Source organism: Commensalibacter sp. B14384M2 (assembly GCF_016101865.1).
Classification (GTDB): domain Bacteria; phylum Pseudomonadota; class Alphaproteobacteria; order Acetobacterales; family Acetobacteraceae; genus Commensalibacter; species Commensalibacter melissae.
Window position 1 is genome coordinate 282744 of the sequence record NZ_JACFPS010000003.1, and the last position, 16870, is coordinate 299613.

A 16870-nucleotide genomic window follows, 5' to 3' on the forward strand; every position below is an offset into this window, starting at 1 on the left:
GATATACCAAAATTTAAAATTTATTTGCTAATTTTAGGTAAACAATTTAATTATTTATTAATATTTATAAATTAGGTAAAAATTATGCAATTAGAGATAATGGTGTTGAATTAAAATTATATTTCATGGCTGAATGTAAATATATATATATTTATTAGTTTAGAATAATGTAAACAATCATATTTGTCTAGTAATATATAATGTTTTGAAAGAGTTATTTAATATAAATATTTATTGTGGATATGATTTTACAAGTATTTTATTGTGAAAGTTTATTATTTGATGAAAGCAAATGAATTGCTATCAAACTGTATTTCAAAAGAAAAAAAAATTCCTCCCAATCCTATAGATAAACGAGTAGGAAGCCGTATCCGGTTAAGAAGAAAGTTATTAGGCTTTTCCCAAGAAAAACTTGCTATAGCTTTAGGTCTATCATTTCAACAGATTCAAAAATATGAAAAGGGATTTAATCGTGTTGGCGCTTCGAGACTTTATTATATAGCACAGTTTTTGCAAGTTCCGATTAATTTTTTCTTTGATGAGTTTTTGACCGGAAACGAAGAAAATAAAAGTCAGGTTCCTCCATCATTTTCAACGGCATTAGATGTTAAAAAAATATTAATTACCAAGGATAAGGAAAATGCCATTAAGGAGGAAATTAAAATTACAGATTTGAATGTTATGAATAATAAGGAAACGGTTGATTTGTTAAAGGCGTATTATCATATTAAAGATAAGGAAATCAGGAAAAAGTTGCTACATCTTATTAAGGTTATGGCAGAATGATTTAAAAAATATTTCATTCTCTATGTAAAACGTTATCTGTAATAAAAGAGGAGATTTTTTTCGATTTGAAAGAGTCTTTTAATTGCTTTTCATTATATTGGGATTGAAGCCAATATAAAAATTTCACTTTTCCATGCGTTTGCTGAAGATATTGGGTAAAAAAAGCATCAAGAATTCCTGTTCTGGAATATTTAAAATGACCGTATTTCCATGAAAGCTGTCGCATTGCAGAATGAATATCGTAGTTTTCAAATAGAAGAATTAATGCGGAAACTAAACCTGCACGATCAGCTCCAGATTTACAGTGGATTAAAAGAGGGAATTCAATAGTTTTGTAAATATTTGCAAGATTTAGAATTCGATCAATATGTGGTGCTCCACGGCTTTCAAAAGGGAGGTCGTAATGTTTTAAATTTAATTTATGACTGATATGGCGGGATAGCGCATCAGAACCACAATTTCTTTTCCCCCGTAAATTGATAATTGTTTTAAGATGATATTTTTTTGTTAAATTCAATAATCTGGTTGGAGTGGGATGGTTGCTGCGATACACTTTACCGGGAATAACCGTCTGAAAATTTGACCATAATAAACGAAAAATCGCATGGTCAACAAATAGGCTGTTGAGCCATGCGATATGATAGTCCCGACGATTTGGAAAAGATGAGTCAAAAATATATTTCTTTTTCATGACTCATCTTTTAGCTTATTTAAAGTTTACGTTCAATTTGTAATCTTTTCAATTCAGCAATTGCATGAGCTGGATTAAGACCTTTTGGACATGTCTGTGTACAGTTCATGATAGTACGGCATGCATACAAACGCATTGAATCCTCTAATTCATCAAGGCGTTCGCCTTTATACTCATCACGGCTATCAGCAACCCAACGCATGGCAGCCAATAAGACGGATGGGCCTAAATATTGGTCCCCGTTCCACCAATATGAAGGGCAAGAGGTTGAACAGCAAAAACACAGGATACATTCATATAAACCATCCAGTTTTTTACGCTCCTCAATGGATTGTAACCGTTCTTTATCGGGGGGGGGGGGAGTATCAGCTTTAAGCCATGGATCAATTTCCCTTAATTGTGCATATGGACCATTAAGATCAGGTATCAAATCCTTAATGACGGGCATATGGGGGAGAGGATAAATTGCAATATCCCCCTCATATTCATTAATGTGTTTTGAACAGGCTAAGGTATTTAATCCGTTAATGTTCATGGCACAAGATCCGCAAACCCCTTCACGGCAAGAACGACGGAATGATAAAGTCGGATCAATTTCATTCTTAATATGAATTAACGCGTCTAAAACCATTGGGCCGATTTTGTCCAGATCCACCTCGTAAGTGTCGATAACTGGATTTTTGTTATCATCAGGGCTCCAACGATAGATTCTAAATTTCTTAATATTTTTTGCCTGTGAAGAGGCATAAAATACTTTTCCAATTCCAATTTTACTGTTTTTGGGTAGTCTTAATTCAACCATTAGTCATCACCTTCTCTGATTAATATACCCGTTTTTTAGGAGGGAAAACCTGAACTTCATCGGTTAAAGTTCTCATATGGACTGGGCGATAATCAAGTGAAACCTCTCCCTTGTCATTAAGATATGAAACAGTATGTTTCAACCAGTTTTTATCGTCACGTTCAGGATAATCATCATGGGCATGTGCGCCACGACTTTCATGACGTGCGGTTGCACTTACCATGGTTACGGTACCATTTGCCAATAGATTCTCGAATTCCAAGGCTTCCATTAAATCTGTATTCCAAATCAGGGATTGATCGGAAACAGAGATGTCCCCCAGACCAGACCAGATATCCTTAATCTTTTCAACGCCCGCTTCCATGTTTTTAGTATTCCGGAAAACGGCTGCATGACGTTGCATGGTTCTTTGCAGGGTGTCACGCATTTGAGCCACACGGGTTCCACCTTTGGCAAATCTTAGTTTATCTAAACGGCCAAGTGCATTTTCCCCGGCATTTTTAGGGAATGGAGCAACAGGAGCGCCAGGTTTAAGAATATCTTTTGCACGTAAGGCAGCTGCACGACCAAATACAATCAAGTCAAGTAATGAATTCGTGCCAAGGCGGTTTGCACCATGAACGGAAACACAGGCACATTCACCGATTGCCATTAATCCCGGAACGGTTGCATCTGGATTGTCTTTGGTAGGTCGAATAACTTCGGCCTGAAGATTTGTTGGGATACCACCCATATTATAATGGACAGTTGGTAATACAGGAACGGGTTCCTTGGTTACATCAATTCCGGAGAAAATGCGCGATGTTTCAACAATACTAGGTAAACGTTCGTGTAAAAGGTCTGCCCCCAGATGTTCAAGATGTAACATGATGTGATCTTTATTGGGACCACATCCGCGTCCTTCATTGATTTCCACAATCATGGCACGAGAGACAACGTCACGAGAAGCAAGGTCCTTTGCATGTGGCGCATAACGTTCCATGAAACGTTCACCTTCACTGTTTGTCAGATAGCCGCCTTCTCCGCGACATCCTTCTGTTAACAAACAGCCGGCTGGGAAAATACCGGTTGGATGGAATTGAACGAATTCCATATCCTGTGTTGGGATTCCGGCTCGCATGACCATGGCATTTCCATCACCTGTACAAGTATGGGCAGAAGTACAGGATTGAAAAGCACGTCCATATCCTCCTGTCGCCAGAACAACCAGATTTGCACGGAAACGGTGTATACTGCCATCCTCCAGACACCATGCCGTAACACCGCGACATGTGCCATTTTCATCCATAATAAGATCAATAGCAAAATATTCAACAAAGAATTCAACATTATGTTTCAAGCATTGTTGATAAAGTGTATGCAATATAGCGTGACCAGTTCTGTCTGCCGCAGCACAAGCGCGTTGAACGGGTTCCTTTCCGAAGTCGCGCATGTGTCCACCAAATGGACGTTGATAGATTTTACCATCTTTATTCCTAGTAAAGGGAACTCCCATATGTTCCAGTTCATAAACGGCAGGAACCGCTTCACGGCATAAATATTCAATTGCGTCCTGATCACCAAGCCAGTCAGAGCCCTTTACGGTATCGTACATGTGCCATTGCCAGTGATCCTCTCCCATATTTCCAAGTGAAGCCGCAATTCCCCCCTGGGCTGCTGTTGTATGACTGCGGGTTGGAAATACTTTTGTAATACAGGCTGTATGAAAACCGGCCGCACCCATTCCCAATGTTGCCCGCAAGCCAGAACCGCCAGCCCCTATGACAATGACATCATAGGCATGATCCACGATACGATACGTATCTTTTAATGATAAAGTAGTATCAGTCATTACGATATATATCCTTTAAATGCTGAATTATTTACTGGCGGATGCAGTAAAAAATAATTTTAATATAGAAATTACGGATAGAATTCCTAAAAATAAGGCCCCACCTTTAATACAGTAATTAAGAGCCAATCTTTTTCTTTCACGTGCGTAATCTGATGTAATGACTTCCAAGCCGAGTTGCATATGACGGAATGTTAGCAAGACAAGTGTGAGTAATAAAATTGTATTCGTAGGTTTTCCAGCCCATTTTACAACATCCTTATGATCTGCATCACCCAATCTTAGCATTTGGATAATAAACCAGATTGATAAAGGGGCACTGCCTGCCGCGGTTATGCGTTCGGTCCACCAATGTTCGAAAATATTGTGTCCTGTCCCCAATCCACGCATACGTCCAAGATAAGAGCGTAGAATGGTGGGGCGTTCTACAGAGGTATTCATTGGAGTTTCTCCTAATTGTTTATAGAAAATTATTTTGATATTTTTTAATCAATACGAAGGTTGTCTATTTTTTTCTTTTTTTGATTTTTTTACCAAGAATAATAGTCCATAAAGCTAAAGTTAAAGCAGCAACACTGATAACCTCTGATTTACTGTCTTGATTAATTTCAGGTTTTTCAAGACGTTTGCCACTTAAATCCCAAATAAAATGACGAATACCGCCAATAAAATGGAGAAAGAATGCTGATGAAAAACCAAATAAAATAATTTGTCCTAGAAAACTTCCTGTAAATTTTTGAGTTTTTTGAAAAGATTTTGGTCCTTTTGCGGCTGAAACCAGCCAGGCAACCATTAATGCACTTCCTGCGGAAAGTGCACCGCCTGTAATGCGGTTACTGATTGACAAGACCATTGATAAAATGGGTTTGTAAACTTGTAAATGGGGCGACATTGGTCGGTTTCGATATGATCCGTCACTTTTGTAACCTACATAAAAAGTTTTGCGTATATCCGACATTCTTGATTTCCTAATTAATCCTTATAACACGGCTGATACCGATTTAAGTTAATTGCACTTTATACCCCACTAAAAGATTGATCCAGTCAATTTTTGGACATTCAATTGATTGTGTATGAAGTATTCGGGGTCTTTGTTATTTGATGACTAAACAGTTTTTTGTTTTATTTTTAAAGTAACAATAAGAATATGATAATAACAATTTTCAGGATAATAAAATAAATATCAAATTAATTTGTATAAATTGGATTAATGGATATAGAAACGTGAAATTGGTAATTATTTAATTTATTATGTTTTTAATTTGAATACCAACAAATCATATCAATTTTATGATCTGTTGGTTAAAAATTACCGTTTAGAAATTAGATTCATTTCTATTAATTTTTCGGCAATCTGTACTGTATTCAATGCCGCACCCTTACGTAAATTGTCGGAAACGCACCATAGTCCTAAGCCATTTGAAACTGTTGGATCGATACGGAGTCGTGAAACATAGGAGGCATCTTCTCCTGCCGCCTCAATCTGGGTAATATAGCCGCCATCTTCCTGTTTATCGAATAGAATGACACCTTCAGCGTTGCGTAAGGCTTTTTGTGCCTTGGCAAGATCAACGGGACGTTCACATTCAATGGTAATTGCCTCGCCATGTCCAATAAAAACAGGAACCCGAACACAGGTTGCAAAAACATTGATATCTGGATCAAGAATTTTTTTGGTTTCCACATTCATTTTCCATTCTTCTTTTGTCGATCCGTCTGGCATGAATTTATCAATATGAGGTATACAGTTAAAGGCAATTTGCTTGGTAAAATTGTTTATTGAAATGGAATCCCCAACCAATGATGATTTGGTTTGGATATATAATTCGTCCATTCCTTTTTTGCCTGCCCCGCCTGTGGCTTGATATGTCGAAACAACAATTCTTTTAATTTTGAACAAGTCGTGCAAAGGTTTTAAGGCAACAACCATCTGAATGGTTGAGCAGTTTGGATTTGCAACAATATTCCGCTTGATTTTCTTTAAATCTTCCGGATTAACCTCTGGAACCACTAATGGAACATCAGGTTCCATACGGAAATGGGAAGTATTATCAATCACGATACAGCCTGCCTTGGCTGCTTTAGGTGAATAAACGGATGATATGGATGCGCCAGGAGAGGATAAAGCGATATCCCATCCTTTAAAATCAAAGGTTTCAAGATTTTGGACTTTTAGAATTCTTTTGTCACCAAAGGATATTTCTTTTCCTGCCGAACGTGGAGAAGCCAAGGCAACAATTTCCTTAATTGGAAAATCACGTTCCGCCAGAATTTTTAAGATTTCTCTACCTACCGCCCCTGTTGCTCCAATAACGGCTATGCGATATCCCATAGTATATAATCCTTAGATAATAAAGTTTAATAAATTTTAAAGAAGTCTTTAGAAACCAGCCAAATATTTTAACTCTTTTATTATTTATGTAAATAAATTTTATCAAAATTGTTTGAAAATAAAGAAAATTATTAGGAAAAAAAAAGAAGCTATGTTCTTCTTAGTAATAATTTAAAAGGTCTTTATACTAATTGTTAATCAGGGTTTTTTTTATTTATGAGTCGTTTAAATGTGTTGTATGCACAAAAAGTAAAGAATGGTGAGCTTAAACCAGACAAGGCACAGGAACAAATTGCAGACCGACTGGATCATCTTTGTGTTGAATTGTCTGATTATGTGCCAGAACAGACTAACGTTGGCGGGCTTTTGAATTCATTTAAAAAATTATGGAAAAAGCCCATTGTAAAACCCAAGGGTATATATCTTGTAGGGCCTGTTGGTAGAGGTAAATCAATGTTGATGGATTTATTTTACAGTCAGGCCCCTGTTGAAAAAAAGATGAGAACACATTTTCATGTTTTCATGCAGGAAGTGCATAAGAAATTTCATGCGTTGGAAATACAGTATCCAAAGGGTGAGGACCCCATTCCAAAACTGGCTGAGGAAATTGTCGAAAAGACATGGTTGCTTTGTTTCGATGAATTTCAAGTCAATGATATAGCTGATGCAATGATATTGGGACGACTGTTTGAATATCTTTTTAAATTAGGAGTTATCATTGTTGCCACTTCGAATGTTCACATCAGGGATTTATTTCAAAACAGACCGGGAGCTGATGCTTTCAAGCCGTTTATTGCTTTATTATCACAAAATATGATTGAACTTGAATTATGTTCGGCACATGACTATCGATTGGGTCGCAAGGAAATTGAAACCAAATGGTTGATCGGCTGTAATCCGGAAAACCATGCTGTTCTAGATAAAGTATTCCTACAGGAATCAGGTGGCAAAGAGGGCGAAAAAACAATCTTAACCGTTATGGGACGTCAATTTACCATACCTTGCGCAGCAGGAAAGGTGGCCCGGTTTCAATTTGAACAATTATGTGATGCGGCACTGGGAGCTGGTGATTATTTGGTTTTGGCTCAAAAATATGAAGTATTGATTATTGATAACATACCGATATTTAATCCTGAAAATATGAATGTAATTGAACGGTTTACCACTTTGATTGATGTATTGTACGAACGGCATACAATTCTCTATGTATCTGCGGAGACGGATTGGGAGCATATTTATCCTGAGGAAAATAGGGCGGCTTTTTTTGAGCGTACTGTATCACGTTTGTATGAAATGCAAAGTCTAGATTGGACAAAATAGGCATTCGAGAGTAAAGATTCTCTGACATTTGTTAAAGAAAAATTGAAGTGGCTTATAGGTGCACTTGTTATATTAATAGGTAAATTAAACTCTGAATAGTGAGTTTTTAGTAGAAATAATTAAGGGGAAATATTATGGCGATTGCTGATCAAATTGCCAGTGTATTCAGTGGATCGAATGCTGCGTATCTTGCGGAATTATATGCAAAGTGGAGGCAGGACGCTAATAGTGTTGACCCGTCATTTGCACAGATTTTTTCTGCGATGAATGATGATAAGACAGTTGTAATGGATGATGTAAGGGGACCTTCATGGGCCCCTCGCAAACCTGTAAAAATTGAATTGGAGCCCGATGACAAGCCCGCTTTGACGAAAGAGGGAAAAGTAACAGCCAAACAACTTTATCAGGCCGCGAATGACAGTCTACGAGCCGTAGAGCTTATAAATGCATATCGGAGCTTTGGTCATTTTAATGCTGTATTGGATCCCTTGTCCATTCATAAGCCTACAGAGTGCAAGGAATTAAATCCTGAAACTTATGGATTTAAAAAAGAGGATTTGGATCGCCCAGTTTTTATGGGAGATGTTACTAAGAATTTCCTTCCAGGTGAAATTCATACTCTTGGTGAAGTCATTCCTGTATTAAGGCGGATTTATTGCAGTTCAATTGCCTGGGAATATACATATCTGCAAAATAGTGAACAACAGCAATGGTTTCGTGAAAAGGTTGAAAGTCAGAAAAACCATGTTCTGAATGCGGATGATAAGAAAACAATCTTACAGGAACTTGCAGAAGCTGTAGGGTTTGAAACTTTTTGTCAAAAACGTTACGTTGGTGTAAAGCGGTTTGGATTGGATGGCGGGGAATCACTTATTCCTGCCTTACGTACCCTTATTCGACATGCAGTTGCAAATTATGATATTCAATCTGTGGCGATGGGCATGGCACATCGTGGACGTTTAAATGTTTTAACCAATATCGTTGGCAAGTCTTTTCCTGCCTTATTTAGTGAATTTGCAGGAAAATCTTATAAATCTGACGATATTCCTGGTGTTGGAGATGTGAAATACCATCTTGGATATCGAAAACAGGTTCAAATGAATGGACAGGATGTCGATCTTGTCTTGGAATTTAACCCGTCCCATCTTGAGGCGGCTGATCCTGTTGTAGAGGGAAGGGTTCGTGCCATGCAAGATGCTAATGGTCAGAAACATCTGGCTGTTTTAATGCATGGAGATGCTGCCTTTGCCGGACAGGGTGTGGTTTATGAAACTTTTGCCATGTCCAGGCTTCCCGGATATAAAACAAACGGGACAATTCACGTTGTTACAAATAACCAGATTGGATTTACCACATCTACAGAATATGGACATTCTGGATATTATTGTACGGATGTCGCTAAAGTTGCTAAAGCTCCCGTCATTCATGTCAACGGGGATGATCCTGAGGCTGTTGTTTCAGTCATGCGGCTTGCCGTTGATTATCGGGAACGTTTTGCAACGGATATCGTTGTTGATATTGTCTGTTATCGTCGATTTGGACATAATGAAACGGATGAACCGACATTTACCCAGCCAATCATGTATCAGGCTGTTCATAAACATAAGGATATTTATCAGCTTTATGCAGCGAAATTACAAGATGAAGGAGTGATTTCTGCTGTAGAAACGGAAAAATATTGGTCTGATTTCCAGAATTATTTACAAAAATCCTATGAAGAGGCTGATAATTATCATCCAGGAACTCCAGAATGGTTAAAAGGTGACTGGAAAAAAATGCAATGGCGTGGAAAAAATCGTAAAGATTTTTCCACGGCAGTTTCAATTGATGATTTAAAGCGGATTGGTAAAGCGATTAGCTCATACCAAGCAGGGTTTAATTGCCATCCGAAATTGGTTCGTCAACTTGAAGCTAAGGCCAAAATGTTTGAAACAGGAAAAGGGTTTGACTGGGCGACTGGTGAAGCCTTGGCCTTTGGTAGCCTTTTATTGGAGGGGCATCCGGTTCGTCTTTCCGGCGAAGACTGTCAACGGGGTACATTCAGTCATCGTAATGCAATGCTGTTTGACCAGAAGACGCAGCAACCTTATATTCCTTTAAATCATATTGCCACTGATCAAGCGAAATTGGACATCTATAATTCATTGCTGTCTGAATTTGCGGTTCTGGGATTTGAATACGGTTATTCTTGTGAAAATGCAAATGCCTTGGTCTTGTGGGAGGCGCAATTCGGTGATTTTGCCAATGGCGCACAGATTATCATTGACCAGTTTGTTTCGGCTGCTGAAAGTAAATGGCTCCAGCAATCGGGGTTGGTGCTTTTATTGCCACATGCCCAGGAAGGACAAGGGGCTGAACATTCATCTGCCCGACTTGAACGTTACTTGCAGCTATGTGCAGAGGAAAATATGCAGGTTTGTAATTTTACAACTCCCGCAAACTATTTTCATGCCTTGCGTCGGCAGTTGAAACGGAATTATCGTCAACCGTTGGTTGTCATGTCCCCGAAATCTTTATTAAGACATCCTCTTGCACAATCAACATTGGCAGAATTTGCGGATAAAACAGAATTTTTACAAGTTATTGATGAAATAGATGCCTCTGTAAATCGTCAAAAAGTCAAACGAGTCGTATTCTGTTCTGGTAAGGTTTATTACGATTTGTTGATAGCTCGTCGTGAAGCCAAGAAAAATGATGTGGCTTTGGTTCGTGTCGAACAATTATATCCATTCCCAATCGATATTGTTAAGAAATTGATACAATCATATTCTGGGGCACAGGAATTTGTATGGTGCCAGGAAGAACCTCAGAACATGGGGGCATGGCAGTTTATTTCTGGTAAGATTGAAGCGATTGTGCAAACGGTTAAAAATAGTCCAATCAAAATTGAATATGCCGGACGTACGGCTCAGGCAAGTCCTGCAGCAGGGTTGATGTCTGTTTATAAGGCAGGTCAGGAACAATTGATTAAACAAGCCTTGAATTTATAAGAACTATATTGAGAAATAATAAGATTTAATTAGGAAAAACAAATATGTCCATTGAAATTAAAGTACCGCAATTAGGCGAAAGTATCAGTACGGCCACAGTTGCCAGGTGGTTAAAAAAACCTGGTGAGGTTGTGAATATGGATGAAGCGATTGTAGAGCTTGAAACAGATAAGGTCAGTGTAGAGGTTCCGTCGCCTAAAACAGGTGTGATGGGTGCACAGCTGGTACAAGAAGGGCAGGAGGTCAGTGTTGGGACCTTATTGACTGTATTGGAGGATGGGGCTTCGGTTATTGAATCAGCTCAATCCAAAAGTGTGTCTGTACAGGATGCTAAACAGGCAGAACCCTCGGTTTCAGTGGCTGCTGATAATAAGCCAGTTTCAATGCCGGCTGCCCGTAAAATGATGGAAGAAAAAAATATTACGGTTGATCAGGTGGCTGGTACGGGACGGGGTGGCCGGATTACACGGGATGATGTGGTACAATTTCTGGATCAAAAAGAAAATCCGGCCAAGGCATCTGGTCCTGTTGCGCCCCGTCAGGATGATCCTCGTGAAGAGCGTGTCAAAATGACCCGGTTACGTCGTACGGTTGCACGTCGCCTTAAAGAAGCACAGGAAACAGCGGCAATGTTGACGACCTTTAATGAGGTTGACATGTCTGCCGTCATAAATATGCGGACCCTGTATAAGGAAGCCTTCAATAAGAAACATGAAGGTAGCCGTTTGGGATTTATGTCTTTTTTTGTAAAGGCAACTGTATCTGCCCTTCAGGAATATCCTGCAATCAATGCACAAATTGATGGTGAAGATATTATCTATCGTCATTTTGTGAATATGGGAATTGCGGTTGGTGGCCCAAATGGGCTGGTTGTTCCCGTGCTCAAAGATGCGGATCAAATGAGTTTTGCTCAGATTGAGGGGCAGATCATTGATTTTGCAAAACGTGCACGCAGTAATACGCTGAAATTAGCTGACCTTTCAGGGGGTACCTTCTCGATTACAAATGGAGGAATTTACGGCTCTCTGATGTCCACCCCAATTTTAAATATGCCGCAATCAGGAATTCTGGGGATGCACGCGATCAAAGAGCGTCCAGTTGCAGTCAATGGACAGGTTGTTATCCGTCCAATGATGTATCTTGCTCTTTCTTATGACCATCGTATCGTGGATGGTAAGGAAGCGGTCAGTTTCTTGGTTCATATCAAGGAACGTATTGAAAATCCAGAACGCTTGTTGTTGGATGTTTAAGGGGTCGTGTGAAATTTATTATAAAGGATAGGAAAGGTAAAAAACATGACCATAAATATTGTCGTACCTGTTTTGGGGGAAAGTATAACATCTGCTGTTGTTTCAAAATGGTTGAAACAGCCAGGCGATCAAGTTGCTGCGGATGAGGCGATTGTTGAGCTTGAAACGGATAAAGTAAATGTTGAAGTGCCGGCCCCCTCTGCGGGAATTGTCGGCAAACATGTTGTCGAAGCGGGCAGTGAGGTTTCAGTAGGTGCATTATTGGTGACATTGGAACCATTGGGAAAAGGAGAAACAGTCACAAGAAATGATACAAGAGTGTCATCTGTTTCGGGCTCAAATCCTGAGCAAAAACCAGTTGACGCTTCCGCGCCAGCAAGTGAATATGATTATGATGTTCTTGTAATTGGTGCGGGACCAGGAGGATATGTTGCCGCCATTCGTGCCGCACAACTGGGCATGAAAGTCGCATGTGTAGAAAAACGGAAAACATTGGGTGGAACATGCTTGAATGTTGGCTGCATCCCTTCAAAAGCTTTATTATATGCTTCCGAGCAATATGAAGCTGCCCGGCATCAATTTGAAAAATTGGGGGTTGTTGTTAAGAATGTCTCAGTTGATCTGAAAAAAATGCAGGAGCACAAACAGTCAGTCGTTGAGGCGAATGTTAATGGGATCGAGTTCTTATTCAAAAAGAATAAGGTAACGCGTATTGAGGGCGAGGCAACCATTGTTGCCGCAGGAAAAGTTTCCGTTAATGGGCAAGAGATTAGCGCGCGTTCCATTATCATTGCAACTGGCAGTGAGACGGCAGGATTGCCGGGAATTGAAATTGATGAAAAACAGGTTGTAAGTTCAACAGGAGCCTTGGCTCTTTCTGAAATACCTCGTCATATGGTCGTTATTGGTGGTGGTGTGATCGGGGTTGAACTTGGAAGTGTTTGGAAACGTTTAGGTGCCAGGGTTACTGTGGTTGAATACTTTGATCGGTTGGTGCCTGGTTTTGATCAGGAAATTTCATCTACATTAGCCCATCTTTTGATCAAGCAAGGTTTTGAACTAAAACTGTCTCATAAAGTTAGTAAAATTGACAAGATAAATGGACAGCTTGAGATCGCAATTGAAGCCGCTCAAGGAGGGAATCAGGAAACTCTTGAGGCAGATGTAGTCTTGATGGCAGTTGGTCGCCGTCCTGTAACTGCAGGTCTGGGACTAGATAAAATTGGTGTGGAATTGGATGAAAGGGGAAGAATTAAAACAGACGCTCAATTCCAAACCAATATTCCGGGTATTTACGCGATTGGAGACGTGATAGCTGGTCCAATGTTGGCGCATAAAGCAGAAGAGGATGGTGTGGCAGCTATAGAATTCATTGCAGGTAAAAAGCCGCATGTTGATTACAATCTTGTTCCAGGTGTTGTTTATACAGAACCTGAGGTTGCCATGGTTGGTAAAACAGAAGAAGTATTGAAAAAAGAAAATGTAGCCTATACGGTTGGCAAATTTCCATTCAGCGCTAATGGTCGTGCCCGTGCAATGGGTAAAACAGACGGTTTTGTAAAAATTCTGGCCGATAAACATACCAACAGAATTTTGGGTGTTCATATGATTGGTCCAAATTGCAGTGAAATGATTGCAGAAGCCGTATTGGCAATGGCTTTTGGTGCTTCTGCCGAAGATATTGCCTTGACTTGTCATGCGCATCCCACCTTGTCCGAAGCGGTTAAAGAGGCGGCCTTGGCAACACAGAACCAGGCAATCCATATGTAAACTAAATTATTCTGTTTTTATTTGTAAAATATTATATATAATTAATGAATAATTGTAATATTTTACATAATAAGGAGAGAGGATGAAGCTTTATCGATTAAGGGTTTGCATATTATTGTGCTCTTTAATCTTTATTATGCAGCCTTTTGCTAAACCATCTCTCTCCTCTTTCAATGTTACTGATCAACTGACTTCTTTGAAACGACATTATTATTGTCCAATTGATGATCGTGATTTTTCTCCAATTATATATGACTATTTTTCAAGTCTGACAGGGAATCAATGTCATATTGATTATACTCAGTTTGAAAATAAATTCTCGATCTTTGGTAATAAACATTTTGTCACTTTACCTCCTTTACCAGTCCTTACACCGGATAAGGCCTATTTTGAGGCCAGAAGGCTTCAGCGTTTATTAAGCAAGAATGTTCCCCGTGCACGAATTTATAGCAATAAACAAAATATGGAATGGATTAGACTGGCCAAAAAAGAAGTTGAAAAATCAGGTATTCTCTTGAAACGGGCGCAGATTTTAGTTGTGGTTGATCGCAATCCAAAGGTTCAAGCTTTATGTTTTGTGCTGGCGTTTCCTCAAGGTATGGGTCAATGGATGGCATTTGGGGGAGGACATGTATCTACAGGAAAAAAAGGACGTAAATTATATTATGTCACACCGACAGGTGTATTCATGAATACTACGGAAAGGTTGGGATATCGCGCGTTGGGTACCAAGAATAAATTAGGGATTCGTGGTAACGGAACGAAAGGAATGCGAGTATGGGATTTTGGTTGGCAATGGGCCGAAAAAGGGTGGTTGCCTAATCATGTAAAAGGTCAGATTCGGTTGGAAATGCATGCAACAGATCCTGTATATTTGGAACCAAGACTGGGCAATTCTGCATCTGAAGGATGCGTTCGTATTTCTGCCCATATGAACCGTTTTATAGATCATTATGGTATCATAGATGTTTTATATGAGCAGGCTGCAAAACAGAATAAACGGTTTGAAGCTATTTTATCTAGAAATCGCCAGGTTACACCAATTGCTGGTGACCTGTTGGTTGTTGTTGATTCTTCAGAGAAAATTAAATGATAATTTCAAATAAAGAACTGGTAATTTGGTAAAGGGTTGGTTAACTAATATAGAATTATTTTCAATTTTCGATTTCAAGATAAGGTAAAGTCTATGAATATTACTGAAAAAGAAGGCAAGTCATTACAGTCATATTTACAGAAAAAATTAGGGAATAACAATTTGAAGGTTATTTTGCCTAAACGTCAGGGACAGCCTGTTGAATTATGTATTCAAGAGGGAAAAACACTTGAGTCAATTGGAACAGTTTATCGTGATGAGGATGAAGGTGAAATTTCTTATGCGATCTCAATGACAATATTAGAAGAAGATCTTGTATAATCAGAACTAGTCTATTTATTCTGTTGGAAAAGTTGGGCAATAACCTGATCAGGTAAAGATATGTTTGTAATTTTCCAACGCCATCTTTGTAATTTCATTGTCAGGCTTAAGGGTGGCATGTTTTCACCAGGAATGATAATTCTTGCGTGCATTGTAAAAGGCGAAGAAAAATAGATATGGCTCGACATATAAATTTGTAATGCATTCTTCTTATTTTTCAAAGAAGAGGATGATGGCAATGTAGGCGGGGATATATAATCAAGTAAAACATGTAAACTATTGTGATTGATATGATGATCAATAGCATTACTTATCGCTTCAGTCGCAAAAGACGTTCCAAAATCCGGTAATTCATCCAGGTCTTCTTTTGAAGGGCTGTGAAAATCCTGAGTGAGATATTTTTTTAAGTGATCTTGAATAGAATGCCAGTTCAAACTTTTGGTTAGATATTTAGTATCGTGGGTCTGTATCGCCTTAGAAATTGACCATAGGGTCAAATATGGATAAGCAACGTATATCGTACATAATACAATTATAACCATTAACCATTTTATATATAAAAACAGATTTTTTCTATATTTTTTTAGGGATATGTATAAAAAAGTCATATTCTTGTTATTTAACCTGTTTGAATAAGATTTATGGTAATATGTCTTTTGCCTTTTTGAAAGAAAGCATTGAATTTATTATAACATAATTATTATTTTATATTATAGTAACGATTTGATCCCTTGATTTATATTTGAAAGACAAGATAAAATGCAATGCGGTTTTTTAGATCATCTTATTAAAAAAAGCTTAAATTGTTTTTTATACATTTCATTTTTTATATCAATATTTTGTTTAAATATTTTATGTTTTTCCTCGACCGCTTTTACTCAGGAAAAAAATCAGCATAAACAGCTTGTTCATAAAAAAAGTATCAGGAAAAAAAGTCACCCAGTTTCTCACAAGAAAAAAAAGGTTCATATACAGGAAAACTCTCAGACTCAATCTGTGAATAATAATGAGGGGGGGGGCACAGCTGCAGCTGGAACAGCAGTGGGAGTCGCAACCGCTTCAGCGGCCGCAATCCCTGCTGCAAGCAGCATTCCATCTCAGGAACCAGAAAAGGGTTCTGTAACAGGTTTGCCTATTCCTCATTTTCTTTCTTTACGTGCGGATGTGGTGAACATGCGAGCAGGTCCTGGAACCCGTTATCCTATTATCATGATTTATCACAGACGTCATATGCCAGTAAAAATTCTTAGGGAATTTGATGTCTGGCGTCTTATTGAGGACGTGGATGGACAAAAAGGATGGATCCAGCAGGCTATTTTATCCAGAGAGCGTTTTTTCATTACAACTGGAATGCCGCTCAGTGTCATGGATGATAAAGATAAATTACAAGACGAAACAAAAGAGAAATCAGAAGTAAAAAGCACAGACAGCTATATTTCAGAATATGTATCCAAAACACAAAATTCCCAATTATCGGGTCAGGGTATTATTGTAAGAACTGTTCCACAAGAGTCGGCTGATCCAGTTGCGATTTTGAAACCCGGAGTTGTTGGAAGTATAAAAGAATGCCAACCCAACGCCAGTTGGTGTAAAGTTAAAATTAATACCTATATAGGATGGATACCAAGATCAAATATCTGGGGCTTGCTTCCCCAGGAAATTATCCAACCTCATTAATTTTCTT

At 38.6% G+C, this 16870-nt stretch carries 15 protein-coding genes; 8 read left to right on the forward strand and 7 right to left on the reverse strand.

The window, feature by feature from the left end; translation table 11 throughout:
• Window positions 1-282: 282 nt before the first annotated feature.
• Window positions 283-786: a helix-turn-helix domain-containing protein gene (locus tag H3R33_RS07180; protein WP_122124102.1), complete on the forward strand. Its 504-nt coding sequence runs from the start codon at window positions 283-285 to the stop codon at window positions 784-786.
• A 13-nt stretch (window positions 787-799) separates the two neighbouring features.
• Here the strand turns inward: H3R33_RS07180 and H3R33_RS07185 are convergent, their stop codons facing one another.
• The 6 genes from H3R33_RS07185 to H3R33_RS07210 all read right to left on the reverse strand — a co-directional run bounded on the left by H3R33_RS07185 (window position 800) and on the right by H3R33_RS07210 (window position 6442).
• Entirely contained in the window at window positions 800-1462 is a 663-nt protein-coding gene (locus H3R33_RS07185) for a tyrosine-protein phosphatase (protein ID WP_370552694.1), read from the reverse strand.
• Between the two features lie 34 nt (window positions 1463-1496).
• Window positions 1497-2279: a succinate dehydrogenase iron-sulfur subunit gene (locus tag H3R33_RS07190; RefSeq protein ID WP_110439083.1), complete on the reverse strand. Its 783-nt coding sequence runs from the start codon at window positions 2277-2279 to the stop codon at window positions 1497-1499.
• 19 nt (window positions 2280-2298) lie between these two features.
• On the reverse strand, window positions 2299-4110 hold the full coding sequence (sdhA, locus tag H3R33_RS07195; protein ID WP_122124100.1) for a succinate dehydrogenase flavoprotein subunit: 1812 nt from the start codon (window positions 4108-4110) through the stop codon (window positions 2299-2301).
• Window positions 4111-4137: 27 nt separating this feature from the next.
• Entirely contained in the window at window positions 4138-4551 is a 414-nt protein-coding gene (gene sdhD, locus H3R33_RS07200) for a succinate dehydrogenase, hydrophobic membrane anchor protein (protein WP_230873110.1), read from the reverse strand.
• 64 nt (window positions 4552-4615) lie between these two features.
• Window positions 4616-5068: a succinate dehydrogenase, cytochrome b556 subunit gene (gene sdhC, locus H3R33_RS07205; RefSeq protein WP_230873473.1), complete on the reverse strand. Its 453-nt coding sequence runs from the start codon at window positions 5066-5068 to the stop codon at window positions 4616-4618.
• A gap of 351 nt (window positions 5069-5419) precedes the next feature.
• Window positions 5420-6442, reverse strand: a complete 1023-nt coding sequence (locus H3R33_RS07210) for an aspartate-semialdehyde dehydrogenase (protein ID WP_155568566.1) — start codon at window positions 6440-6442, stop codon at window positions 5420-5422.
• 216 nt (window positions 6443-6658) lie between these two features.
• On the opposite strand from H3R33_RS07210, the gene zapE reads away from it, so the two are divergent.
• The 6 genes from zapE (at window position 6659) to H3R33_RS07240 (ending at window position 15186) form a co-directional block, all read left to right on the forward strand.
• Window positions 6659-7762 (forward strand): cell division protein ZapE, encoded by a 1104-nt coding sequence (zapE, locus tag H3R33_RS07215; protein ID WP_198185025.1) that lies wholly within the window; start codon window positions 6659-6661, stop codon window positions 7760-7762.
• Between the two features lie 134 nt (window positions 7763-7896).
• On the forward strand, window positions 7897-10752 hold the full coding sequence (locus tag H3R33_RS07220; protein WP_198185024.1) for a 2-oxoglutarate dehydrogenase E1 component: 2856 nt from the start codon (window positions 7897-7899) through the stop codon (window positions 10750-10752).
• Window positions 10753-10796: 44 nt separating this feature from the next.
• Window positions 10797-12002, forward strand: coding sequence for a 2-oxoglutarate dehydrogenase complex dihydrolipoyllysine-residue succinyltransferase (odhB, locus tag H3R33_RS07225; protein WP_198185023.1), 1206 nt, complete (start codon window positions 10797-10799; stop codon window positions 12000-12002).
• 45 nt (window positions 12003-12047) lie between these two features.
• Window positions 12048-13772, forward strand: a complete 1725-nt coding sequence (lpdA, locus tag H3R33_RS07230; protein ID WP_198185022.1) for a dihydrolipoyl dehydrogenase — start codon at window positions 12048-12050, stop codon at window positions 13770-13772.
• Window positions 13773-13854: 82 nt separating this feature from the next.
• Entirely contained in the window at window positions 13855-14865 is a 1011-nt protein-coding gene (locus H3R33_RS07235; RefSeq protein WP_198185021.1) for a L,D-transpeptidase, read from the forward strand.
• A 93-nt stretch (window positions 14866-14958) separates the two neighbouring features.
• Window positions 14959-15186: a DUF3126 family protein gene (locus H3R33_RS07240; protein ID WP_110439075.1), complete on the forward strand. Its 228-nt coding sequence runs from the start codon at window positions 14959-14961 to the stop codon at window positions 15184-15186.
• An 11-nt stretch (window positions 15187-15197) separates the two neighbouring features.
• Here H3R33_RS07240 and H3R33_RS07245 read toward each other — a convergent pair whose 3' ends face one another.
• Window positions 15198-15728 carry a DUF2939 domain-containing protein gene (locus tag H3R33_RS07245; protein ID WP_158523886.1) on the reverse strand — a complete coding sequence of 177 codons (531 nt, stop codon included), beginning with the start codon at window positions 15726-15728 and terminating at the stop codon, window positions 15198-15200.
• 454 nt (window positions 15729-16182) lie between these two features.
• On the opposite strand from H3R33_RS07245, the gene H3R33_RS07250 reads away from it, so the two are divergent.
• Window positions 16183-16863 (forward strand): SH3 domain-containing protein, encoded by a 681-nt coding sequence (locus tag H3R33_RS07250; RefSeq protein ID WP_158523885.1) that lies wholly within the window; start codon window positions 16183-16185, stop codon window positions 16861-16863.
• Window positions 16864-16870 lie beyond the last annotated feature (7 nt).